The 22784-nt window shown below is 41.9% G+C and carries 24 protein-coding genes; 15 read left to right on the top strand and 9 right to left on the bottom strand.

Translation table 11 applies throughout. The features are described 5' to 3' along the window. Window positions 1-62 precede the first annotated feature (62 nt). Together ACFO4U_RS14455 and ACFO4U_RS14450 are read left to right on the top strand one after the other, a co-directional pair. Entirely contained in the window at window positions 63-1688 is a 1626-nt protein-coding gene (locus ACFO4U_RS14455; protein ID WP_215244417.1) for an ABC transporter substrate-binding protein, read from the top strand. Between the two features lie 11 nt (window positions 1689-1699). After that, entirely contained in the window at window positions 1700-2101 is a 402-nt protein-coding gene (locus ACFO4U_RS14450; protein ID WP_215244416.1) for a hypothetical protein, read from the top strand. A 14-nt stretch (window positions 2102-2115) separates the two neighbouring features. On the opposite strand, the gene ACFO4U_RS14445 is transcribed toward ACFO4U_RS14450, so the two are convergent. Both ACFO4U_RS14445 and ACFO4U_RS14440 read right to left on the bottom strand, forming a co-directional pair. Further along, entirely contained in the window at window positions 2116-2325 is a 210-nt protein-coding gene (locus ACFO4U_RS14445; protein WP_015880600.1) for a YdiK family protein, read from the bottom strand. 16 nt (window positions 2326-2341) lie between these two features. Further along, window positions 2342-3037, bottom strand: a complete 696-nt coding sequence (locus tag ACFO4U_RS14440) for a CPBP family intramembrane glutamic endopeptidase (protein WP_078146181.1) — start codon at window positions 3035-3037, stop codon at window positions 2342-2344. Between the two features lie 212 nt (window positions 3038-3249). Between ACFO4U_RS14440 and groES the strand changes: the two genes are divergently transcribed. The 6 genes from groES (at window position 3250) to ACFO4U_RS14410 (ending at window position 11069) form a co-directional block, all read left to right on the top strand. Next, window positions 3250-3534, top strand: a complete 285-nt coding sequence (groES, locus tag ACFO4U_RS14435; RefSeq protein WP_015880602.1) for a co-chaperone GroES — start codon at window positions 3250-3252, stop codon at window positions 3532-3534. A 39-nt stretch (window positions 3535-3573) separates the two neighbouring features. Beyond that, window positions 3574-5208, top strand: a complete 1635-nt coding sequence (groL, locus tag ACFO4U_RS14430; protein ID WP_215244415.1) for a chaperonin GroEL — start codon at window positions 3574-3576, stop codon at window positions 5206-5208. 300 nt (window positions 5209-5508) lie between these two features. Next, window positions 5509-6594, top strand: coding sequence for an AAA family ATPase (locus ACFO4U_RS14425; RefSeq protein ID WP_215244414.1), 1086 nt, complete (start codon window positions 5509-5511; stop codon window positions 6592-6594). A 28-nt stretch (window positions 6595-6622) separates the two neighbouring features. Next, window positions 6623-8890, top strand: a complete 2268-nt coding sequence (locus ACFO4U_RS14420) for a S8 family peptidase (protein WP_215244413.1) — start codon at window positions 6623-6625, stop codon at window positions 8888-8890. Window positions 8891-8907: 17 nt separating this feature from the next. Beyond that, window positions 8908-9951 (top strand): hypothetical protein, encoded by a 1044-nt coding sequence (locus ACFO4U_RS14415; protein WP_215244412.1) that lies wholly within the window; start codon window positions 8908-8910, stop codon window positions 9949-9951. A gap of 587 nt (window positions 9952-10538) precedes the next feature. After that, window positions 10539-11069: a DUF3841 domain-containing protein gene (locus ACFO4U_RS14410; protein WP_215244411.1), complete on the top strand. Its 531-nt coding sequence runs from the start codon at window positions 10539-10541 to the stop codon at window positions 11067-11069. A 117-nt stretch (window positions 11070-11186) separates the two neighbouring features. On the opposite strand, the gene ACFO4U_RS14405 is transcribed toward ACFO4U_RS14410, so the two are convergent. Beyond that, window positions 11187-13208 carry a phospholipase D family protein gene (locus tag ACFO4U_RS14405; RefSeq protein WP_215244410.1) on the bottom strand — a complete coding sequence of 674 codons (2022 nt, stop codon included), beginning with the start codon at window positions 13206-13208 and terminating at the stop codon, window positions 11187-11189. Window positions 13209-13381: 173 nt separating this feature from the next. On the opposite strand from ACFO4U_RS14405, the gene ACFO4U_RS14400 reads away from it, so the two are divergent. Then, a complete protein-coding gene (locus ACFO4U_RS14400) occupies window positions 13382-13951 on the top strand; it encodes a YdeI/OmpD-associated family protein (RefSeq protein WP_215244409.1) in 570 nt (189 codons plus the stop codon). A 429-nt stretch (window positions 13952-14380) separates the two neighbouring features. On the opposite strand, the gene ACFO4U_RS14395 is transcribed toward ACFO4U_RS14400, so the two are convergent. The 3 genes from ACFO4U_RS14395 to ACFO4U_RS14385 all read right to left on the bottom strand — a co-directional run bounded on the left by ACFO4U_RS14395 (window position 14381) and on the right by ACFO4U_RS14385 (window position 17044). Then, complete coding sequence (locus ACFO4U_RS14395) at window positions 14381-15088, bottom strand: ABC transporter permease (RefSeq protein ID WP_215244408.1); 708 nt, start codon at window positions 15086-15088, stop codon at window positions 14381-14383. Then, complete coding sequence (locus ACFO4U_RS14390) at window positions 15085-15933, bottom strand: ABC transporter ATP-binding protein (RefSeq protein WP_074034792.1); 849 nt, start codon at window positions 15931-15933, stop codon at window positions 15085-15087. The genes ACFO4U_RS14395 and ACFO4U_RS14390 overlap by 4 nt, the downstream gene beginning before the upstream one ends. A gap of 130 nt (window positions 15934-16063) precedes the next feature. Further along, window positions 16064-17044 (bottom strand): LytTR family transcriptional regulator DNA-binding domain-containing protein, encoded by a 981-nt coding sequence (locus tag ACFO4U_RS14385; RefSeq protein ID WP_215244407.1) that lies wholly within the window; start codon window positions 17042-17044, stop codon window positions 16064-16066. A gap of 133 nt (window positions 17045-17177) precedes the next feature. Here ACFO4U_RS14385 and ACFO4U_RS14380 point away from each other — a divergent pair, with 133 nt between their 5' ends. Genes ACFO4U_RS14380 through ACFO4U_RS14370 form a run of 3 tightly spaced genes read left to right on the top strand, consistent with a single transcriptional unit; the run spans window position 17178 to window position 19563 of the window. Further along, window positions 17178-18821 carry a DUF2075 domain-containing protein gene (locus ACFO4U_RS14380; protein ID WP_251131881.1) on the top strand — a complete coding sequence of 548 codons (1644 nt, stop codon included), beginning with the start codon at window positions 17178-17180 and terminating at the stop codon, window positions 18819-18821. A 2-nt stretch (window positions 18822-18823) separates the two neighbouring features. Further along, window positions 18824-19132 carry a nucleotide pyrophosphohydrolase gene (locus ACFO4U_RS14375; RefSeq protein WP_215244406.1) on the top strand — a complete coding sequence of 103 codons (309 nt, stop codon included), beginning with the start codon at window positions 18824-18826 and terminating at the stop codon, window positions 19130-19132. Further along, entirely contained in the window at window positions 19129-19563 is a 435-nt protein-coding gene (locus ACFO4U_RS14370) for a hypothetical protein (protein ID WP_215244405.1), read from the top strand. The genes ACFO4U_RS14375 and ACFO4U_RS14370 overlap by 4 nt, the downstream gene beginning before the upstream one ends. A gap of 73 nt (window positions 19564-19636) precedes the next feature. Here ACFO4U_RS14370 and ACFO4U_RS14365 read toward each other — a convergent pair whose 3' ends face one another. Next, window positions 19637-20212, bottom strand: a complete 576-nt coding sequence (locus tag ACFO4U_RS14365; RefSeq protein ID WP_074034786.1) for a cysteine hydrolase family protein — start codon at window positions 20210-20212, stop codon at window positions 19637-19639. Between the two features lie 145 nt (window positions 20213-20357). Between ACFO4U_RS14365 and ACFO4U_RS14360 the strand changes: the two genes are divergently transcribed. Together ACFO4U_RS14360 and ACFO4U_RS14355 are read left to right on the top strand one after the other, a co-directional pair. After that, on the top strand, window positions 20358-20780 hold the full coding sequence (locus ACFO4U_RS14360; protein ID WP_215244404.1) for an Lrp/AsnC family transcriptional regulator: 423 nt from the start codon (window positions 20358-20360) through the stop codon (window positions 20778-20780). Window positions 20781-20995: 215 nt separating this feature from the next. Beyond that, the gene (locus ACFO4U_RS14355) at window positions 20996-21358 is read left to right on the top strand and encodes a hypothetical protein (RefSeq protein WP_215244403.1); all 363 of its coding nucleotides are present in this window, start codon (window positions 20996-20998) and stop codon (window positions 21356-21358) included. A gap of 6 nt (window positions 21359-21364) precedes the next feature. On the opposite strand, the gene ACFO4U_RS14350 is transcribed toward ACFO4U_RS14355, so the two are convergent. Further along, window positions 21365-21589 carry a hypothetical protein gene (locus tag ACFO4U_RS14350; protein ID WP_074034783.1) on the bottom strand — a complete coding sequence of 75 codons (225 nt, stop codon included), beginning with the start codon at window positions 21587-21589 and terminating at the stop codon, window positions 21365-21367. Window positions 21590-21746: 157 nt separating this feature from the next. Here ACFO4U_RS14350 and ACFO4U_RS14345 point away from each other — a divergent pair, with 157 nt between their 5' ends. Beyond that, window positions 21747-22490, top strand: coding sequence for a nucleotidyltransferase domain-containing protein (locus tag ACFO4U_RS14345; RefSeq protein WP_215244402.1), 744 nt, complete (start codon window positions 21747-21749; stop codon window positions 22488-22490). Here the strand turns inward: ACFO4U_RS14345 and ACFO4U_RS14340 are convergent. Beyond that, window positions 22487-22771: a hypothetical protein gene (locus ACFO4U_RS14340; protein ID WP_214873890.1), complete on the bottom strand. Its 285-nt coding sequence runs from the start codon at window positions 22769-22771 to the stop codon at window positions 22487-22489. The two genes, ACFO4U_RS14345 and ACFO4U_RS14340, sit on opposite strands and share 4 nt — an antisense overlap. Window positions 22772-22784: the final 13 nt, after the last annotated feature.

Raw genomic sequence — 22784 nt, 5'->3', positions numbered from 1 at the left:
CAACAGATTTGAAAAATGGACGACATGGGGAAATGATGTCCACTTTTAAGGGGGGATGTGACGTGGATGCATATTTATTTCGATTGTGGAAAGAGTGTCGGGATGGGGCGTACACGATTTCCGATATGGCGGAAGCCATTCATTTAAGCCCGAAACAGACGAAGCGTCATTTGGCACGGTGGCAAGAAGAAGGGTGGCTCACGTATACGAGTGGACGCGGACGGGGAAATTTGACGCGTCTCGAATGGCTACGACACGTCGAGCGTGATTTGGCAAAACAGTTGCTTGACCGCATGGAGAAAGAGTCGGTCGAGGCAGTGACGAATCAACTGGAGTGGGACTGGTCGCCTGCGCAGGCAGGACGGTTCATGCGCCAGCTCGAGAAGAAGTTCGGTTACGTCCAAACGTCGAGCGATGCACTCATCATCCCGCGACGCCGTCACTTTTTGACGACACATCCGCTCGAGGCGGCTGACATCCACAGTGCCCACCTCGTCCAGAACGTCTTCAATCGTCTGTTCATGATTGACGCGTCCGGGGAGGTCACGGGGGAACTTGCGCATCACTATGAATGGCAGGGGAGTACGCTCGTCTTGTTTCTTCGGAAAGGGGTCCGTTTCCATGACGGGTCGCTCATGACGAGTAAAGATGTGACGAAGAGTCTGCGCATGCTCGTTCAGTCAGATGCGTATCGCTATATGTATCGGCACGTCCGGCATATCGCATCGAACGGCACGTATCGCGTCGACGTCACGCTCGACCGGCGACGGAATTCGTACATCCCGAAACTGTCGATGATCCATACGAGTATCGCCAAAGGAAGTGTCGGGACTGGGCCGTTTCAATTGGATCGCCATGACAAGGAGAAGACGGTCCTCCTCGCCTTCGAGAATTATTTCGGGGTGCGGGCACTCCTGGACCGGGTCGAGTTCATCAAAGTGCCGGACGGATACGATCCGACGTATCGGATCTCATCAAGGGATTCCAAAGAAACTGGACACATCTCGACACCGTCTGGGTTCGGGCTTGTCATCTTGAACAGTCATCCGAATAGTGTGTTCGCGAATGAAGAGGCGCGGCATTATATGCATCGCTTGATTGCGGAGATTCGACCGGAGATTGGGACGTTGAATGAACGGAGAACGCCGAACGACCGAGGGTTTCTCGGTTCGATGAGCGAGACGTATCGCATTCCAAAAGGAACACCTGTCTCGTTCGACCGACCGATTCGCATCAAACAGACGGACTTCACGAACGATACGACCGACTGGATTGCCGAGATGTTGACGCGTCACGGCATTGCTTATGAGTTCGTGCCCATCAGCTTTAAAGATTCGATTCATGACAAGACGTATTATGAATACGTTGATTTGGTGGTTCACGGAGAAGTGTTCGAGCGGAACATCACGCTCGGGTTTGAACAGTTCATGACGAACGAGTACTCGCCCCCACATAAAGTGTTCCCTTATATCGAGGGGATGGCGGAACGGATCGGACAATATGATGACCTGCCGTTTGAAGACTGGTTGTCGCTGCACCGGGAGATCGAGCGCGAGTTGAAAGAGAAGTCGTACTTCATCCCGCTCTATAACGAGGAGCGAACCATTCCGTTCCCGGTCGAGCTGAAGGACGTCTGTGTCGACTTGTTCGGCTATTTTGATTTTGCGAAACTATGGATTCCATCATAAGGAGAGATATTGTGCGTAAGAAGTTACTAATTGGGTTTATGATTTTTTTTGTAGGACTGTTTTTGTTTGCGCTATGGGATGGTGAATTCGTCGCCTTGTCACTCACGGGGCTAGGGTTCACCATCTATGGCTATCGACACGAAGAAATTGAAAAGCTTGAGGAAAAGGTGAGCAAAAGAATCATGAGACAAGTCGATGCGACACTCATGAACATCACGATTTACGGTTTGCTGGTCATTGGCGTGGTCATTAATTTCTTCTTAGATAAACCACAACTCTCATTGATTGATACCATTTATGTTGCATTAGGTGTATTGTTCGGTCTGCGCGGACTTCTCATTCGAAGTGTCTATCAAGAAGAGATACAGGATCAATCGAAAGTTACAACCATAAGAAAAACCCCGAGCTCATAAGACTCGGGGTTTCATTATGCGGATTTGTCCGTGCCTTCTTTTTTGACTTTTCGGGCGAGTGCCAAGATTTGATATACTTTGAAAAAGTCGTAAGCGGCGACGGCGATGATAAAGTACGTCCAGAAGCTGAAACCGTACTCTTGTACCGAGAAGTACGCGAGGACGGTGAACAACACACCAAACGATAGACTGAAGAGCATCATCACTTTTAATTGTCGCGGCATAACTGCCACCTCATTTCTACATTAAAAATAGTACGAGCATCACGAGCGCGTTGTTAAACGCGTGGATGGCGATCGGAACGATCAATCGTCTTGTCTTCGCATACGCGTAAGAGAACGCGAAACTCATCGCGATATACACGAGGAATCGATTATCTTGGTGGATGAGTGCGAATAAAATCGAACTGACACCAAAGGCAATCCAGAACCCAAAGCGTGCGTTCAAGTTCCCGAACAAAATATGACGGAAAAGAATCTCTTCGATGATCGGTCCGAGCAAGACGACCGGCAAAATCATGAGTGGAATAACTTCCACCATATCAGCGATGTTTTGTGTGTTCATCGATTCGACAAGTTCGCCCGAGATGGCCGTCTCAATCAAGTTCGCCACGATGACGAGCCCGTATTGCATCAAAATCCCGAGCCCGATCCATTTGACCGTGTCGTTCAAGTTCGACTGGATACCTTGGGCTTTGTATTGTTTCAAGTCTGGCCAGATGAGCAAGATTGACAGAACAATCGTCACACCGAATCCGATGGCGAGCCAGAGCCCGACGAACGTTTCTGTTAGCCATTCCGGTCGTACTTCGCTGAGGACGAGCGGGAATAGCTGGACGAACGCATATAGTAAAATCGGGGTGAGGTGCCGGAGACGAATGTTAGGCGCCATCGAAAAACGGGTATTTATCGATTGGTTTGAGTTTAGTGTAGCCAATTCAACACGTCCTTAATATAAGAGTGAACCTACCTTTTTCTCATTGTAACAAATAAGTTCTCTTGACCGCGAGTAAGAGCATTTTTTAATGTTCCCCACTTGATTTTTTAATCGGCTCATACTACACTTATCAATGTTAGCACTCCTTTTAACTGAGTGCTAAAACCTTACGATACACATTACATCATTCATATTCGGAGGAGGGTTTTTCCATGTTAAAACCACTAGGCGATCGTGTCATCATCGAAGTCGTGGAGAAAGAAGAAAAGACGATCGGGGGCATCGTGCTTCCTGATACGGCGAAAGAAAAGCCGCAACAAGGGAAAGTCGTCGCAGTCGGTACAGGCCGCGTGACGGACGAAGGCAAGCGCATCGATCTCGACGTGAAAGAAAATGATTTGGTCATCTACTCGAAGTACGCAGGTACCGAAGTGAAGCATGATGGAAAAGAGTACTTAATCGTTCGCGAGAGCGATATTCTCGCAATCGTAGGCTAAGCACCATTATTCAAAAACTTTTTTAGGGGGAAATGAACGATGGCAAAAGATATCAAATTCTCAGAAGATGCACGTCACGCGATGCTTCGCGGCGTCGACGCACTCGCTGACGCAGTCAAAGTAACAATTGGACCAAAAGGACGTAACGTCGTCCTCGAGAAAAAATTCGGTTCACCACTCATCACGAACGATGGTGTGACAATCGCGAAAGAAATCGAACTCGAAGACCGCTTCGAAAACATGGGCGCGAAACTCGTTGCTGAAGTCGCGTCGAAGACGAACGAAGTCGCAGGGGACGGTACGACAACAGCGACAGTCCTCGCACAAGCGATGATTCGTGAAGGGCTCAAGAACGTCACAGCGGGCGCGAACCCGATGATCCTTCGTAAAGGGATCGACAAAGCGGTCACACGTGCGCTTGAAGAGTTGAAAGCCATCTCGAAACCAATCGAGTCAAAAGAAGCGATCGCACAAGTTGCGGCCATCTCGGCAGCGGACGAAGAAGTCGGCGAATTGATCGCAGAAGCGATGGAGCGCGTCGGTAACGACGGTGTCATCACAATCGAAGAATCACGCGGCTTCACGACAGAACTCGACGTCGTTGAAGGGATGCAGTTCGACCGTGGATACTTATCACCATATATGATCTCAGACTCTGACAAGATGGAAGCGTCACTCGACAACCCTTACATCTTGATCACAGACAAGAAGATCTCAAACATTCAAGAAATCATCCCAGTGCTCGAGCAAGTCGTGCAACAAGGGAAGCCGATCTTGATCGTCGCTGAAGATATCGAAGGCGATGCACTCGCGACACTCGTCTTGAACAAACTCCGTGGTACGTTCAACGCGGTAGCCGTTAAAGCACCAGGGTTTGGTGACCGTCGTAAAGCGATGCTCGAAGACCTCGCGACACTCACAGGTGGTCAAGTCATCACAGAAGACCTAGGTCTCGACCTTAAATCGGCATCACTCGACATGCTCGGTCGTGCATCGAAAGTCGTCGTCACAAAAGACACAACGACTGTCGTCGAAGGTGCCGGGAACGAAGAAACGATCAAAGCACGCGTTCAAACGATCCGTAACCAAATCGAAGAAACAACGTCTGACTTCGACCGTGAAAAACTCCAAGAGCGTCTCGCGAAACTCGCAGGTGGCGTAGCCGTCGTCAAAGTCGGTGCAGCTACGGAAACTGAGCTTAAAGAGCGTAAACTCCGCATCGAAGACGCACTCAACGCGACACGTGCGGCCGTTGAAGAAGGAATCGTGGCGGGTGGTGGTACATCACTCATCAACGTCATCCCAGCCGTTCGTGCGTTGCTTGTAGAAGTGACAGCGGATGAAGCGACTGGTGTCAAACTTGTCCTTCGTGCACTCGAAGCACCGGTCCGTCAAATCGCGGAAAACGCGGGTGAAGAAGGTTCGGTCATCGTCGAGAAACTTAAGAACGAGTCAGTCGGTGTCGGGTACAACGCGGCAACTGGCGAATATGTCGACATGATCGCACATGGTATCGTCGACCCAGCGAAAGTGACGCGTTCAGCACTCCAAAACGCAGCATCTGTCTCAGCGATGTTCCTCACAACAGAGGCCGTCATCGCAGACAAGCCAGAAAAAGACGCTCCTGCAATGCCTGACATGGGCGGCATGGGTGGAATGGGCGGCATGATGTAAGAAGGTTTTTATACGATTTTTAGATATATATATATATATATATATATTAAATTAAAAAGATAAATATTTCTATTTTTTGAAATTAGTGTATTAATTTACTGTTTCTTGATTATGAGATTCATCTCGTGATTAGGGAACAGTTTTTTAATAGGTAATTTAGTTTTAATGTCAGTTATTGTAGTATCGAGATAGTGAGTCTTTTTGAAAAAATTTTAGTTTTTAATCTCAATAGACAATCTATGAAAAATTATAAGCGTTTTTTTGTATAAAAACTTTTATAAACAAAATAGGGGTGGGAAATTGAATAGTATTAATGATTTTTACATCAATTTAGCTAAATTGGCAGTAGAAGAAAGAAAGCATGATTCAATAACTTTAATAAAAAAAAGCATTAAGCACTTTAAAGAAAGCGACCCGATTTTTGCAGATCAACTAAACAGAATATTAACAACTTACCAAAATAGATCAAATGTTTTTAGGAAAAATATTGAAGCCCCTTTACCTATCGATTTAGACAGTAAATTAGAGTTGGTAAAGAAAAATTTTATGGAGAACGAAAAAAATATATCCTGGCCTAAAGAAGTTGATAATGAATTAAAGAAAATCATAAAAGAAAGAAACTTTGAGACAAAATTAATGAAAAATGAATTACTTCCAATTCGTTCATCTTTATTTGTAGGAGAACCAGGAGTAGGGAAAACATTAGCGGCCAAATGGATTTCAACTACTTTAGGTAAACCACTAATAACTCTGAATTTAGCTGCTATAATGAGTAGTTATTTGGGTAAAACCGGAAATAATATTAGGGCAGTTATAGAATATGCTAAGAAAAATGATTGTATTCTATTACTTGATGAATTTGATTCGATTGCCAAAAAAAGGGGAGATGATTCAGAAGTAGGTGAATTAAAGAGACTTGTAACCGTATTACTCCAAGAGATTGATGATTGGCCATCCTCAAGGTTGCTTCTAGCTGCAACTAATCATCCAGAATTACTAGATCCTGCAGTTTGGAGAAGATTTGATAAAATAATCCATTTCCCTAAACCAAGGAAAGATGATTTGATATATACTATAAATGGATTATTAGAAAATAACCCATTCGAAAATAAGGGAAATTTTGTCGAATTATTATCTTTCTTATTAGAAGGATTGTCTTATTCTGATGTTACTAAAGAAATTAATAGTGCAAGAAAAGAAAGTATACTTGATGAGGTAGATATTGTTAAGATTTTTGAAAATATTATTTCCGAAAAGTGTTTAATTGAAAATAAAGATAAAAAAATAAAAGTTAGCTTTAAGCTTTTAGAAATGGGTTATTCTCAAAAACGTGCTTCTGAAATAGTAGGATTATCGAGAGAGACAATAAGAAAGTACACAAAATAAGTTAACTTCAATGTACTAAGGAGAAGCCATGAAAAATTACAACAACTTTTTATTAGGTAATGGTGAAAGACTAACGGAAGGAGTAAAGGTTAAAAAAAATGGTGGCGAAAAGAATCCCCCTTATGAATGGGGAGAAGCTAAAGAGCAAGTTAAAGAATGGTTAACTGAAGCAGTAAAGGAATTTGAAAAAATTCCCATTGAAGCTAGTCCTAGTGGGGAAGTAAGTGCCGTTATAACAATGCACCCTCGTTATACATCTAAAAGTGATTTCCCAAAAAATTTGTTCGAATCAGTAGGGATTCGTGCTGTAGGAGGGCGCTCCAAAAAAGTTAAACCAAGATCATGGGGGATTGAGAAGCACCCTGAAGCTGCTATAACGGATGAAATATTTGTAGTTGGTACAAGAGAGAACTTTCAAAAGTGGGCACAGAGTATGAGTTCTTGGTCAGAGGACTCTAAAAGTGGTTTTGAGATAACTCATTTGGAAGAGATTAAAGCATTTACAGTCGAAGACAAGATTAAGCTTAAGCAAATAATATTAACTGAAAAAGCGAATCAAATTTTATTTGAGTTCGTATTACATGAAGGTTCTAATACAAAAGTTTTGGAAGATTTCAAAGAGTATTCAAAGATGAATAATGCCGACATTATTTCTGAAAAAATCCGGAGGGTCGGTAATCTTACATTTGTTCCTGTCTATACTAATATTAAAATTGCAAATCAACTTGCACAATTTACATATGTACGTGTTCTTAGATCCATGCCTCAACTTAGAACTTTAACGCCCGATATAGAAAAAGAGGAACTTCAAAGCGAAATTCGACTCTCAGAGAAAAAAGATGTTGAGGAAGAATTAAAAATAGCAGTGTTCGATGGGGGAATCCCTAAAAACTCTCCGTTATTGAAATGGGTAAATTTGATTGAGCCTGATGGAATAGGAGCGGAAAATCAAAAGTATTTAGAACATGGTCTTAGTGTGACTTCAGCTCTACTTTTTGGTTCTTTAGAATTGTCACAGGAAGCTATATTGGAACCGATGTTTAAAATTGATCATATTAGAGTTCTAGACGAGAATTCCGGGGTAAACAATGACTTTGATATGTATGATGTTTTAGACAGAATAACTTCAGTAATTGATGAGGCTAAAAATATTGGAAAGCCATATGATTTTATTAACCTAAGTCTAGGACCAGATATTCCTGTTGAGGATGATGAAATAAATAGTTGGACTGCTAGTCTTGATATAAGATTAGTAGGTAATGAAAGTTTTGTTACAGTAGCAGCAGGTAACTCTGGAGAAACTGACGTTAATTCTGGGTCAAATAGGATTCAGCCTCCTTCAGACGCCGTCAATGTTCTCACCGTCGGTTCTTGTGACACTGATGAATTATTATGGGAGAGAGCTCCATATAGTAGTATAGGACCAGGAAGATGTCCAGGTATTATAAAGCCGGATGGTGTAGTGTTCGGTGGTAGTTTGAAAAAAGCATTTGGAGTTTTAGGTCCTGGGGAGGAGCCTTTGTTACTTGGGACTACAGGAACTAGTTTCGCAGCCCCCTCACTGTTAAGGTCTGCGATTAATGTGAGAAATCAATTGGGTATTAGCTTAAGCCCTATAGCAAACCGAGCTCTATTTATTCACAAAGCACATAGGAATCAGAATATCCATAAAATTGAAGATGTAGGATGGGGAAGATTTGAAACAGACTTAATGAAAATCATTACGTGTGGCAGCGATGAAGCAATTGTGATTTATCAAGGTGAGTTACCGATAGGCGAGCATTTAAGAGCTCGAATACCTATGCCGAATGGAAAACTAAAAGGAATGGTTTCAATAACTGCCAGTTTAGTTATTTCACCGGAAATAGACCCAAGCTATCCCAACAACTATACTAAAGCAGGACTGGAAATTGCCTTTAGACCAAATTCAGATAAGCGTAAGCTAAACAAAAATGGTGTGTTTTCCGAGCACGCAGAGACTAAGTCATTTTTTAATCGAAAAGGTATATTTGGTTTAGCGGAACTAGAATTAAGAGAAGATGGGCATAAATGGGAGCCATGTTTAAAAGCTACTAGAAAATTTCGTGCATCTACCTTAGTAGATCCCGCATTTGATATCTACTATCATCATAGAGCAGAAGGACAAGCTTTAAAAAACCCTAAACCCATTCCATATGCTTTGGTTATTGGAATGAAAGCTCCGAAAGTTGAAGACTTTTATAACAGGGTCTTTAGAACCTATTCGAATATTTTAGTTCCATTAAGTCCGAAAACTCAAGTTAATATTCGAAGTTAAGAAAAGAGGCGGGATAAATGGCTAAAATTAAATTCATAGTCATGATTGTTACATCTCTCACTTTAGTATGTAGTCTAGTGTTTTATCCACTGTTCATCGATATTTGGATTGAAAATGATTCAGGTGCTATATATGAATTTGCTAAAAATATATATCAAAAAAAAATTTCGTTGATTTATTTCATTCTTATTACTGCTGCGGTTCTCGCATTTTCGTTTTGGCTCTATAGAAATTATAGAGAGGAGATTGAGAAATATGAACAAGAAAGCAGAGAAACAAGTAGAACACTACTCAGAAAATACAGAGAATTAAAAGAGTTCGATCAATTGAAAACTTTATACTTAACTATGGAAAAATTTTGTTTAAAATATGATTTGATTTTTGCTGTTCAAATATATAGTTACCATACAGTGGCGGAAAAGAACGTTATGCGTTGCAGAATAGATTACGTAGACGGATTTGTGAAAGATCGAAAAGATTTAAACGGAATGATTCAACAGAATTATTATTTAAACAAAAGGGTATATAAGGAATATAAAAATGCTATCCAAAAGTTTTTTGAAAACGTAGATGAGGTCGATGCTTTATTACGTTTCATAGCGAAATCTGTAGAAGAGATTGAGAATAAAGAAATAAATCAACTCAAACACCGTGATGCAATTTTATATGCACTTTTGGAAGATTCGATAGATACGCTAAATAGTTACTATCCTGATTCTAACAACGTTTTTATTAAAGATAACAAAAGAATTAAACTTGAAAATTTACTTAAGGATCGAAGACTTGGGATATACAGAGGGATTTTATTGAACGGATTTTATAGTTTTTTTTACGATGGAAAAGGTTCGAAAGAAGGTAGACAATATATAACTAATCCAATTACAATTAGTCAAAAGAAATATATAACATTGATTTCTCTAGATCCGGAAATGCTAAGTGAAGAAGAAGGAGAAAAAAATCAGCAGTTGCGCATGTACGTGGAAGAATTCGAGAACATGCTTCACGATGAATTTGAAATAAAGTATAATGATAATGAAGGAGATGAATACAATGCAACGTAAAAGTCCTACTCCGGAAGCTCAACAAAAGATAAATAGAGTTATTAGTCAATTGAATGAAAAGACCCAACCAACTAATAGAAGGTCACCTATTCGCTCGAATAATTCTTCGGTATTAGGAAAGTCGAAAAAACCTGTGGTTATAAAATAATTTTTTTAATTTATGCGATTAAGCATCCTGTTTTTTGGGGAAAGCTTAATCGCATTTATTTGTAAATAGAGTATGTAGTTGTTTCAATCAGCTGTAGAAGTTAATTTGATTTGATTCTTACGCACTTTGAGAGAAAGTACATTGTTCCAATTCTGATTTTAAAGAACGTTTAGATAATCAATGCAAAGGAGATGATTAGCGGGTTCACAGAACTGTAGTTCATGACGATGACACAGGACATGAGGGGAACGAACATCGCTACGAGAATGAATGCAATATTGAAGTAAAAATATGTGATGTGGATGCAACTGTTGCGTACCTATTTATCATCTAAAGTAATTAAATATAAGTCGAATGCATGCATTATTTATTTAAATCCTTCTCCAGTTACTTTTGTATAGTGAATGCATATGATGTATGAAAGGATGGAGAATGATTGGTGATTTATTATACATATCAGCATGAAGATGCTTGGAAAGCTGCATTGGAGCGAGGGTATCTACAAGGTGATCTTCAGTACGCTTTTTTCAACGACGAAGGGTTTGAATTTTTTAAACCAGCCTATGATTGGATGGTTGAACAATATGAGCAACGAATTGGAATTTCGTTATGTGGGAACTATCCGGTCTGGTGTTGGGATGAGTTTCCTGACTTAAGCAGGGGTGGACATATCGGACAAGGGAACAGAGGTGTTGTGTTGACAGTGGGATTACCGGATAATCAAGTACTAGCTTCAGAAATTTCATTTTGGGAGTTTGTTCCGTATCACTCTACTTTTTGCAATATAGCCGAGACCTTTGATCACAGGGAAAATATTAACCCTGCCTATACTCGAAAGTCATGGGAAAAAATCTTTGATAAAACGTGGTGTGAGGAGAAGGGGATTCATCGGTCTATCGAGGCACCAGACTATCAATACGTGATTCATCGTATTGAACTGCATCAAGTTCGGGCTGTCATGCCTTTTTAGGACTTGGATGATTGTTTGATGGACCGGGTTCGAGGATTAGCCTGGCAGCTCAATAATAATCTTAGCTTGAAGAAGTCGATTCCGTTCTGTCGGGACGTGCCGAAACGCTAAACGATATTATGTTTTCCACCAAGCTTTCCATCGTGAGGGCTTTTTCTTATTCTCAAGTAAAGGAGCAAGTTGGGTTGCCATCGCATGTGCAATTTGTTTACCTGTTCTAGAAGCCGATTTATTTTCCCAAACTGTCTGAATTGAAAAACCGACGAACTGTTCAAGTAACTCGCTATTAAGTGTTAAACTGTTGCCGCCGCTTTGAACGAGTACACCACCAGGTAAAAATGTCTTCGCTTCAGTACGATCATGATGCGTTTTGAATGCGGACTCGTAAACGATAATTTCATTTTCGTTTTCAGGGTTTACACAAATATGATCTGCTTTTGACATAAGGGTCATCGCCCACAAAGTCTTTCCACGGTGGTTCACGATATCGTAGTTTGGAAGGAAGTCATGTTCACTTGCATATGTTTTTAGTTCGGGAGAAATTTTAAATAATACTTCTTTTGTTAGCGACAAATAATCTTCTTTTAGTCGTTCAATGTCTTCTGAAGTTATTGAATCTAAACGTTTGGACAACTCACTTAAAAAAGTGAAAGGAAAAAGAGGATCTAAGTTACTAACCAATTGATATACGTCAAACGATTGGTCTTTTGGTTCCCGATATTTAGAATCGATTGGAATCATCAAGATTCGACGAAGGAGCTGAGGTTTTGCGAGAGCCCCTGAAATATTAGACGTTGTTATTAAAATCGGAAACACACCTGTGCGGTCATTTGACCAAGACTTTACGTTATTTTCACCTTGAGTCGTTGTAAAGAAGTTGTTTGGGACCTCATCAATGATCAGTGGATTCACCCAATCGGAATGAAGGTACGCATCAATATAATCATTTGCAATTCGTGTGCTCGCTTTTTTACCGTTTGGTGGGATTTTTAACATGGAATACGTAGGGATTGATGAATAGTCAAGTAACGTTGAGAAGTATTCACGGACGAGTGTTGTTTTACCAGTCTGTCCATCACCGACGATATTCATTACAACAGGAATATCTTCCTTAGGTAAGTGATTTTCTGTATAGATGTCACGAATTTTCCAAATTAGGGGTGACGTGAGCAAATACAAAAGTCCAGTAAATACTTGATGTCGCTCATCTCTAAATTTGTTTTGCTCGTAACTTTCAATCACATCGATGATTCCGTTAGCAGAAGGTGTTACTTTGGCTTGCAATAAGGTTTTTAAATAATCTTCGCCGATGATAAAATCTTTCTCTTCAAAGTCGAATTGCCACATGAGTTGCTGATTAATATCATAACTGGATAATCTTTCATCTATAGCGAGTCGGACTTGTTTTCTGATTTCTTCTGTATTTGGCTTTCTTCGTCGCCCTGTTTTTGTCAGAACGAGCGGTAGGAAAGAAGGTACGACTTTTTCTTCAAAAACCGTATCGACTTTGTGCGTGTGTAGTTTTTCGATTTCTGGTTTTGCTTCCTGAACAAGTGCTTCTGGTACGTTAACGTCAATTAAGAAAGATTCAATCACTTCGTCAGGTTTTTCTCGGACTGTATGGAGCAAGGAATGGTCAATATAGTCAATGGTATCTCGCTTGATTTCATACCACATATCGTACATTTGAGTGAAAAAGGAATCGTTTTTTGAGCCCGTTCGGATGAATAGTAACTCGTGATTTTTGCCTTGAAGAGCCGAAGTTGTTAAATTTGCGCTACCTGATAATATTTTATAGTGATCGTCATTTTCTAAAATATAAGTCTTATGGTGAATGGGAATGGAATGTGCAAGATGAATCTCGAGTCTTTCATCCAGTAACGCATTAAAAGTTTCAGATTTTAGCAATCGAATATTTTCAACTCGATTCGTAATATCAAGAAGCTGGTTGATTAACTGAAAAGATGTTCCGGTGAAACCGTGAATGATTTCAACCTTTTCAAAAGATGGCATCAATTCATTAATTAGTTGGAAAGAGCTTACGTATGTGATGGCACGTAACGAAGTAAATCCTTTGATTTCATCTTTAAAATTGGTGTCAATAAACTGATCTTCATTCCAGTCGTAATAACGAATCATTGATTATCACCTCCTATCAAAATATTCCCGAATCTGTAGCTTGGCACTCTAATGATTTTATGCGAGTTTGAGTTCATCGTTGTCTATACGGTGAGCATTAGGGGTAAAAAGTAGATGATTGAAAAATATTGTCACGTCAGATATGCAAGAAAACAGAAGAAGGGACAAGTGTCATGGAAATCGACAAAGTCTTACTCTTTGAACAGCGAAGTGAATTCCGAGAATGGCTACATCAACATGCAGATGATACACCCTATTGTTGGGTGATCCTCAGTCGTAAAAATAGTGGGAATGGATTACTGTATCTCGACGCTGTTGAAGAGGCGTTGTGCTTCGGATGGATTGATGGGATTGCTAAGAAGACAGCAGAGGGAGAATTCGTCCAACGTTTTTCACCCAGACGACAAAAGAGTAATTGGACGGAGCTGAACAAAGAGAGGGTAAGGCGTTTGATAAGACTCGGGCTCATGCAAGAACGAGGGTTGAGTGTTCTTCCTGATATGAGCTTTACGTCGTTTATTGTTGATTCAGAGATCATATTGCGGTTGCAGGAAGATCCTCGAGTCTATCAGAACTTCATGGCATTTCCTGAACTATATCGCCGTATTCGAATTGATACGATTCAAAGCGTTCGTCAAAACCGTGAGTTGTATACGAAACGGCTCGATAAATTGATTGAGAAGACGAGAGCAAATGAAATGTACGGACAATGGAATGACGATGGACGTTTGCTTCATGATTGAGTAGGGACATGAATTGATCTAATTAATTGCGCGAATGAGTCAAAATCGTCAATTTCCATAATGGATATACTCAAGAAATGTGAAAAATGTTGAAAGTCGAAACTTCCCTTCCCTTTGTTCGTAATGAGTAAGAAAGGGGGATACTTCGATGGCACCACGTTGCACGAATTGTCAGTATAAATGGAAAGTGAAAGAGGTATGGTCACTCGGATTTTCAAAAGACGGAAAAGCGTGTTCGAACTGTGGACACAGGCAATACATTTCTGGTGAAACTCAGCGTCTATTTACATTAGGCTATTTGAGTCTTCTATTTGTTCCATTTCTTCTATTTCGAATCCGATTAAGCGATGAGAATAATCCATTCCTGTAACAAGGATAACGAAAAACAGGACTACGATGCGTAGTCCTGTTTTTGTATGGTCTTAACATTCAATCCGTCTGCTTCCGGTTATACATCACGACGCTACCGACGAATGCAGCAAGCGCCCAAGCTGTGAGCAAACCGAGTTCTAGCCCGACGGCACCGAAGTTCGCACCGTCTTCCACTTGATGAGCCACATCAATCAAGAGCACGTTCGGTAAATACTCGAGCACTCCGATGATGGCAAAACGGTCTTGTAGTGGCAACAACATCGGTGAGAACGAGAAGAAAAAGAACGGTAACATGACAATCAATGAAGCTTCCATGACTGTCTTCGTCATCAAGCCGAACATCGTTCCGATCCCGATATAAAAGAATGTCGAGACGATGAGCGCGAGGGCGATCACAGCCAGATTTTTTGGAGCGTAATCCATCAAAAATGACGAGGCTACGATGAGGATCATCGTCGTCACGAACGTGAGGGCACTCTTTCCGAGCAAGATGTCGAGCGTGCTCGCCGGGGACAACATGAGCCCGCGAAGCGTGTTCTTCTCTTTCTCTTCGGCAATCAACGCACATTGTACGAAGATGGCCACGAGGCTAAACGTGATGTTGATGACGAAGTACGTGATATCGACGCCGCCGTCACCGATTCGTGAATAGAAGACGGCGAAGAAGAGCGGCATGATCAAGGTCGACGAGACGAACAAGTTTCGAGACAAATCCTTGTAGTCTTTCTGGAAAATAGCGAGTGCACGTTTCATTGAAAAAGTCATGATAATTTCCTCCCTGTCACTTCGATAAAGATATCGCCGAGTGTCGGCTCGTTGGAATGGATCGATGCGATATTTTTAGCACGCATCTGTTTATGGAGCCAGTCCGCGCCTTCGTCGGTTTGTGTCACTTCATGCGTCTGACCGTTGTTCAATTCAACTCGCATCGATCCTGTAGCATATTTCCTGCGCAATACGTTCGGAGCATCGAGCAGTTGAATCGACCCTTGATGTAAGAAAGCGACACGGTCACACAGCTCTTCGGCTTCCTGCATATCATGTGTCGTCAGAAAGATGGTCGTCCCGTTAGCCTTCAACCGTTCAATTCCTTTATAGATATGTCGAGAGTTGACCGGATCGAGAGCCGATGTCGGTTCATCTAGAAACAGTAACTCTGGCTCATGAAGAAGGGCGCGTGCGAGTGTCACCCGTTGCAACATCCCTCTAGAGAGTTTGTCGATGCGCTTCTTCCGTTCCCCGCTGAGGTTGACCATGTTCAATACCTCATCGATCCGAGTCTTTGGTTCATCATAAAGGTCACAATATAAGCTCAGGTTCTCTTCTATAGAAAGTCGTGTATAAAGACCACTATTGTCCGTCAACACGCCGATGCGTTTACGGTACTGTTCTTGTTTCAAATCAGCGACCGGTACGCCGAAGACGGTAGCATCACCGGCCGTCTGTGCGAGTTGTGACGTCAAGATTTTTATCGTTGTCGTCTTTCCAGAACCACTCGGTCCCAAGAATCCGAACACTTCCCCTTTTCCAACTGTAAACGTCACATCATGTAACGCTTCCTCGTTCCCAAACAACTTCTTTAACCCGTTCACTTGAATGATTGGTTCCATTCCCGTTCCTCCTTGTCGATGTCGTCTTGCTTGTCTCTATCGTATAGGGAATGGGGGAAGGCCGCACTAAAATGGCGATAAATGGCGCTTGTCAGGAGTTGAATGAAGCGAATAGAACTGTGAATGGAGACTATTTGAGCCCCATCATCGTCTTCAATTCTGCCATTTTTGTCTTGGATAACGGAATCGTTGTCTTCTCTGAATCATCCAAGACGAGACTGAAGCTATTTTTCGTATAGGTGATGACTTCGCGCACACGTTGTAAGTTCACGAGATATGACCGATGGCAGCGGAAGAAACCGTACGGAGTCAAACGCGTCTCGAGCTCGTTCATCGTGAAGACGCTCGGGAACTGATCCGATTGACTATGTAAAATCGACTGTCCGTCCTGACTTTCGATGAAGTCGATTTCAGGAGGGTCGAGTAAGATGATTTTTTCGTTCACTTTCGTCGGAATCTTCTCGAAACGGACGTGGATGACCTCAGATGAGATGTCTGTCTCATCCGCTTCTTCCGGTTCCACATCTAACAGGCGCAAGTGACGATGGTCGATCCGATAAACGGTCGATGTCATGAAGAGCGCACTCTCTATGTTGCTTGTCAACACGAGGACGGCTTTTTGTCTCGATGTCAATGTCTGTAACGTATCGCGTAGAAGGTGGCGTGTCTCTTGGTCCACGTCTTGGTCGGGTTCTTCAAACACATACAGGTCACGGTCCTGGAGAAGCAGCGCGGCGTACTGTGTGCGTCTGACAAGGGAGCGATTGAGACGGTGGAGGCGATGCTTGCGGTAAGTCGTGAGTTGGAGTTGCTGCATCACCGAGTCGACCGAGTCAGTTGAATCATATATGCGCTTGGTGAAGCGTAAATACTCCTCGATGGTGAGTCGGTCGTATAAACCGTCCCTTATGGAGAAGAGGGACAGTGTTGAAGCGTGGTCGATGTTACCGGTATAAGTCGTGATCTCCTGACTGATGAGACCGAAGATGATTTCCCGAGAAATCACGCCGCAATGAATGGCGGCCAACTCACCTGGTTGGATCGTAAATGAAATGTTTTCGAGAATGAGTGTGTCTTGTTGGCGAACCGAGACGTTTTGAAAAGTAAGCACCGAATCCCTCCCTTTTTAGTGGAATTATACCATTATCTGATTTAGAACTCGGAAAGTGATGTGTAATCATTTAAAAAGGTATTGTATGATAAAATGGATATAATTTGAAATCAGAAGAGAGTAGGTCTGTTGCATGGTTAAAGTCGTTCCATTCACATTCGAAGAAAGTAGTCTACATAGCATCGATGATACAGAAACATATGTGAACTATCCGGTGATTTACATTTTGAACGGAGAGAAAGAAGCATACATTGGTGAAACGGTTCATTTTAAAAAGCGAATGAAGCAACATCTAAAGCTTAAACAAACGGAACGGAAACAGCTGAGCCAAATTCATCTCATCAATCATGACAAGTTCAACCGTTCAGCAACATTTCATCTCGAAACAAAGCTCATCAATTACTTCTTAGGAGATGAGAAATATACTCTTCAGAATAAAAGTAAAACTGCGAACGACTTCACGCACAATTACTACAATAAAACTTACTACGACAACGAATTGTTTCCCGAACTTTGGAATGAATTACATCGGAAGGGACTTGTTCAAAATGAGCTTCATGCCATTGAAAATAAAGATATCTTTAAACTGTCTCCGTTTAAAGAATTGTCTGTCGAGCAATTAGATTTAAAAGAGCAGGTTCTTGATTTTTGTGAAACGCAAATGTCGAAAGTGGATCCGAATGCAACATACGGAGATTTATATGTGATTGAAGGGGAAGCAGGTGTAGGGAAGAGTGTTGTCTTGAGCTCAATCTTTAATACAATCCAAGCTCGAACAAAAGACACTAATTCAACACTTCATCAGACAAAAAATTATTTGGTTGTTAATCATGAAGAGATGTTGAAGACCTATAAAGGAATCGCCAAGCAGGTGAAACATCTTAAAGCAGGGGACTTCATAAAACCGACGCCATTATTGAATAAACTGAAAGACGAGAAAGCCGACATTATCTTTGTGGACGAAGCCCACTTGTTGCTGACGAAATCAGATGCCTATAACAATTTCCGAGAAAACAACCATCTTGAGGAGTTGCTGAAGAAAGCTAAAATTGTCATCGCTATTTTTGATCAACATCAAGTGTTGAAACTGAAGAGTCACTGGAATTCATTCAAATTGGATGATTATAAAAAGAAAGCAAGGACGGTTGAGACCTACAAACTAACCAATCAATTCCGGATGCAAGCAGATGAAGATATGATGAACTGGGTCAACACATTTAAAGAAAAACGAATCAATCCATTACCGAAATCTAAGCGATACGATTTACGAATATTTGAAACGTTAGAAGAGATGCACCGTGCCATCATCGAGCAAGATCGAAGATACGGGTTGAGCCGTGTTGTTTCGACTTTTGACTTTTTACACAAAAAGGACGGAGACACCTATTATGTGTATGAGTCGAACGGAGATTATAAAATGCCATGGAATACAACCGGTGGAAAAACGACGTGGGCTGAAAAAGCAGAAACCATCGCCGAAGCCGGCTCGATCTATACGATTCAAGGATTTGATTTGAACTATGTTGGTGTCGTTTTAGGCCCATCCGTATCTTATGATGAGGAGCAGGAGTGTCTAATGATTGACCCGAATTTATACAAAGATACGGGAGCTTATGCTGGAATCGAAGGTGTTGAGAATGTTGATTCGGCAAAAGAACAGATTGTCTTGAACTCGATTAACATATTGATGAAGCGTGGCGTCAAAGGCCTCTATCTATATGCGTCTGATGAATCGCTACGACGAAAATTATTGAAGCTACAAAGAGAGAGGGTATAAATATGAACGAAGTACAACGATTAATGGACGAGGTCATTAAATTCCGAGATGAACGCGACTGGGCGTTCCATCACAATCCGAAAGATTTGGCGTTATCGTTATCGCTTGAGGCAAGTGAGCTCCTTGAAGTATTTCAATGGGTGTCGAGTGAAGAAGCGCTTGAGACGAAGAAGACGGAGATGGAAGAGGAATTGGCAGATGTGTTGATTTACGCGTTGACATTCGCTCATGCTGCTGACATCGATGTTTCAAAAGCGATTGAAGACAAGCTTGTGAAAAACGCAGTGAAATATCCGAGTCCGCAAAAATGACTGAGGAGTTCTATATCAACATTCCATCCGATCGATTTATGATTCCTTGTCATTTAATGGGGCCTCATTTCTCTCCTTGCGCTGCATCAGAGAAAACAGGTATTCAATTTTATAAGCAAACGGAAGTTGGGGAAATTGAGCATATCGGAAAACGTAAAGAAATCGCTAAGGTAGGTCATGCGTCGTTTGAACCACCACTTGAAATTCAGCAAATGGAAAATCCGTATGTCGGACTTTTTTGGATGATTGACACTCTGGCAGAACATATTGATACCCTTCGCTCTTGTGGAGCCGATGATATCTGGATTGATTTGGGTGTGGTCTCTCACTTAGATGTGAAGTTAGAATTTGAACCAGATTTCTTGATGAAGCTTGCGAACTTAAAGGTTCCATTTTTGATTAGTGGATATATAGAAACTGCTGATGAATAATAGCAATACGAAAAATATGAGTGACATCTGTATACTTTAAAGCCAGGTTATGAATAAAAAGAAGTACAATCCATCAGGACTGTACTTCTTTTTGTAACACATCTTTCATGACCTCAATTGTCGTTTGAATCGATGCAAATTCTTCATTTAGACTAGCGAGCGACACATCATGGATGACCTCTGCAGGGATCCATGTCCCGCTGATCGATTGTCGGTCGAACGTTGCCGTCGCATCGGAGACAACAATCGGATTGAATCCCAAGTTTCCTGCCATCCGTGCGGTCGTCTCGACACAATGGTTCGTGATTAATCCGGTGATGACAATCTGTGTCGCACCAAGTGATTCGAGTCGTTCCTGTAAGTCTGTTCCGATGAAGGCGCTATTCACCTGTTTCGTTAAGATGACATCTTGTTCACGAGGTTGAATGAAGTCTTGGAACAAATGACCATCTTTTTTGAAATAGAAGAGTGAGGTCGGAACGTTCGTGACATGTTGGACATAGATGATCGGTTGATCATGATGTTCCCACGCTTCAATCAACCGTGCGATATTCTCTTCGCATTTTGGATTGTTGCGGTTTCCCCAGCTTGGATCATGAAAGGCTTGTTGGACATCGATGATGAGTAATGGAACGACTGTCGTTTGCATGTTGATTCCCCCTTGAATTGGTTACTTCAAGTGTATGCAACGGAGGAATATAGATACATAGAGGTTTGACGGAATTTTCAGCGAATGACTTTAGAAAGAACGGATTATGCACCATTACACTTTATTTTTGAAAGGTGAATGCCAAATGGATGAAATAGACCGCCATATTGTTGAATTGATGCAACAACAAGCCCGGATCTCGATGACCGAATTAGGACGACAAATTGGATTGTCTACACCTGCTGCGACAGAACGGGTGAAGCGACTCGAAGAACGTGGAGTCATCACAGGCTATCGGGCTGTCATCAATCCTGAAAAGATGGACAAACACGTGACCGCCTTTATTCTTTATGACACCCATCGTTGTGAGGCGTTCCGTGAATTTTGTCGTCAACAGTCGTCTGTGATTGAGTGTCATCGTCTAGCCGGACAGTATAGTTACCTCGTCAAAGTGGTAACGGAAAACGTGCGCACATTAGAGACGTTCATCGACGAATCGATGGAATACGGTCGTCCCTCATCTTTGATAAATCTATCTTCACCAGTATCATTCAGACCCGTTTTATGAAAGCTATGGAGTGACTTTTAACAGTGAGAGTGATTGCGAGCTAGTAAAAGAGAATAGATGAAATTTTTTCAGTACAAATTGATTTTTAATCAAATGAAAAGGAGGGGGACACGATGTCGCACGATGAGCGTTTACGAGAAATAACTAAGGCTCGCCTACGTACGAACCGTATCAATGTCTTGTTATCGCTCACTTTTTTGTTAGGGGGATGGATGATGTGGTGGTTTGGAGAGTTCTCTCTCATTCAAGTTCTCTTGGGAATCCTTTTGCTCATTCCACCTCTTTTGATGGTTCATATGTGGAGACGTACCCGAATGTTGCTTCGTTTCAATGAAGCGATGGAATATCAACGTATAGTTTGGTCGGAGTTCATTCTTGCGCTGGTTGTCGTCTGCATATTGATTGGAATTGCAACTACGATCATCCTAACCGAATCATTTAGCTTATCGACTGTTCCACTCCTGGTCATGTTCGTCACGGCCCTGATGTCTAGACACCTTGATCAGCGGATGAAGCAAATCGACCCTGAACATGTGACGTACGCAAATCTCGCTCGATATCAGACGAAACGCAGCTAACCTGAGTCAGCTACGTTTTGTGTTCGAATCTAATTGTTGTTCGATGTGGTCGAGACGTTCGATTAATACTTGTATCTGCTTCGAACGTTCACGTTCCATAAAGAGTTGCTCGTCTGCTCGTTTCTCAGAACGTGCCACGACATTACGAATCCACAAAATACCGATGATTAGTACAACGATTGGCAAAATCGTGAAGATGAGTCCGAATAATGAGACCATGATGACGTTCATATAGACATACCTCCCTTTCTACGTCTTCATTATACTTCCAAATATAACCTGTTTGAAAGGGGGAACCGTGGTATTTCAAATCCGACATGCATAAACTAAAAAAAGGAGTTCGATACATCATGACGTTTACTACATTTCAACGAGTCGGTACGTATCTATGAAACGGCCGACCCGACTTGGTACGGACGATGCGGGTTATGTCATCAACCAGACGTCCATCCGTCATGTGCAGCCTGAGTTTGAAAGTGTCCTTTTCAAAGCAATCGAATTGGTGAAAGAAGCATTCGATGAACAGCTACACAGCATATATCTTTATGGAAGCATCGGTCGCGGGACAGCTGTTGCTGGGCAATCGGATCTAGATTTGACGGTGCTCGTGCATGAGGACGTCGATGCGACAGAATTGGTGGAGCAGACGGAGCAATTGCTAATGCAACATCCGGAAGTCATTAAAATCGATTATGACATCGGGCGTCTAGATGTGGCACTGGATCCGGCGAATCGTTTTGAATGGGGCTTTTGGCTAAGACATCTTTGCACGTGTGTGGACGGGGAAGAAGTCTCGATTCAATTCCCGCGCATGAAGCCGGATGTTCGTGTGAGTGAGGCGTTGAACCAGGACTTGATTTCTTCAATTGAAGCAGCCAAGTCGAAATTGCTTCGTGGACAGATGTCTCATCTGGAGAAACGCTCCATCGTGAAGCGCGTCATCCGAGGTTGGTATTTAACGATCAACGTGAAGGACGAGAGTTTTGCGACGACTGTAGAAGCGTGCTTGGCGATTTTAAAACTTTATTTCTCGGAAGATCCGCGAGTAGAGCAAGGAGAAGCACTGTTGAGACAAGATGAAATCACAAATCAACAGCTTCTAGACTATTTGAATGAAATAGATTGGATTTAACGATGTCGCTCCTCGATTGGGATATATCCGTTCGGTCGTCTTCGCTTCACGTCTGTGTCAAAGAAGAAATAAGGGACATATAAAGCGCTTGATACGTACATAATGATGACAAATTCGATTGCGGTCGACCATTGAATGAGGTCGAATAAAAATAGAGACCATATGGGATATGAAACGAGACACATCGCCACAGTCATCCGACCCTTAGTTTGAATAAAACGGTACAAAATGCGCATCAATACGATATAAGGGAAGAATAGATAATAGAACATATTTTTCAATTGATGTCGTCCT

Source organism: Exiguobacterium profundum (assembly GCF_042652865.1).
Taxonomy (GTDB): domain Bacteria; phylum Bacillota; class Bacilli; order Exiguobacteriales; family Exiguobacteriaceae; genus Exiguobacterium; species Exiguobacterium profundum.
Note: the sequence above shows the minus strand (reverse complement) of the source record. Positions and strands in the feature narration are given on the sequence as shown.

Coding starts and splice junctions, on each gene's coding strand:
- ACFO4U_RS14350 (WP_074034783.1), bottom strand. CDS start 21,589: ATGAACGTCATCATGGTCTCATTATTCGGACTCATCTTCACGATTTTG.
- ACFO4U_RS14415 (WP_215244412.1), top strand. CDS start 8,908: ATGGCTAAAATTAAATTCATAGTCATGATTGTTACATCTCTCACTTTA.
- ACFO4U_RS14390 (WP_074034792.1), bottom strand. CDS start 15,933: ATGGAACCAATCATTCAAGTGAACGGGTTAAAGAAGTTGTTTGGGAAC.
- groES (WP_015880602.1), top strand. CDS start 3,250: ATGTTAAAACCACTAGGCGATCGTGTCATCATCGAAGTCGTGGAGAAA.
- ACFO4U_RS14445 (WP_015880600.1), bottom strand. CDS start 2,325: ATGCCGCGACAATTAAAAGTGATGATGCTCTTCAGTCTATCGTTTGGT.
- ACFO4U_RS14365 (WP_074034786.1), bottom strand. CDS start 20,212: ATGCAAACGACAGTCGTTCCATTACTCATCATCGATGTCCAACAAGCC.
- ACFO4U_RS14400 (WP_215244409.1), top strand. CDS start 13,382: ATGGAAATCGACAAAGTCTTACTCTTTGAACAGCGAAGTGAATTCCGA.
- ACFO4U_RS14420 (WP_215244413.1), top strand. CDS start 6,623: ATGAAAAATTACAACAACTTTTTATTAGGTAATGGTGAAAGACTAACG.
- groL (WP_215244415.1), top strand. CDS start 3,574: ATGGCAAAAGATATCAAATTCTCAGAAGATGCACGTCACGCGATGCTT.
- ACFO4U_RS14345 (WP_215244402.1), top strand. CDS start 21,747: ATGAAACGGCCGACCCGACTTGGTACGGACGATGCGGGTTATGTCATC.
- ACFO4U_RS14395 (WP_215244408.1), bottom strand. CDS start 15,088: ATGACTTTTTCAATGAAACGTGCACTCGCTATTTTCCAGAAAGACTAC.
- ACFO4U_RS14380 (WP_251131881.1), top strand. CDS start 17,178: ATGGTTAAAGTCGTTCCATTCACATTCGAAGAAAGTAGTCTACATAGC.
- ACFO4U_RS14405 (WP_215244410.1), bottom strand. CDS start 13,208: ATGATTCGTTATTACGACTGGAATGAAGATCAGTTTATTGACACCAAT.
- ACFO4U_RS14355 (WP_215244403.1), top strand. CDS start 20,996: ATGTGGTGGTTTGGAGAGTTCTCTCTCATTCAAGTTCTCTTGGGAATC.
- ACFO4U_RS14360 (WP_215244404.1), top strand. CDS start 20,358: ATGGATGAAATAGACCGCCATATTGTTGAATTGATGCAACAACAAGCC.
- ACFO4U_RS14370 (WP_215244405.1), top strand. CDS start 19,129: ATGACTGAGGAGTTCTATATCAACATTCCATCCGATCGATTTATGATT.
- ACFO4U_RS14375 (WP_215244406.1), top strand. CDS start 18,824: ATGAACGAAGTACAACGATTAATGGACGAGGTCATTAAATTCCGAGAT.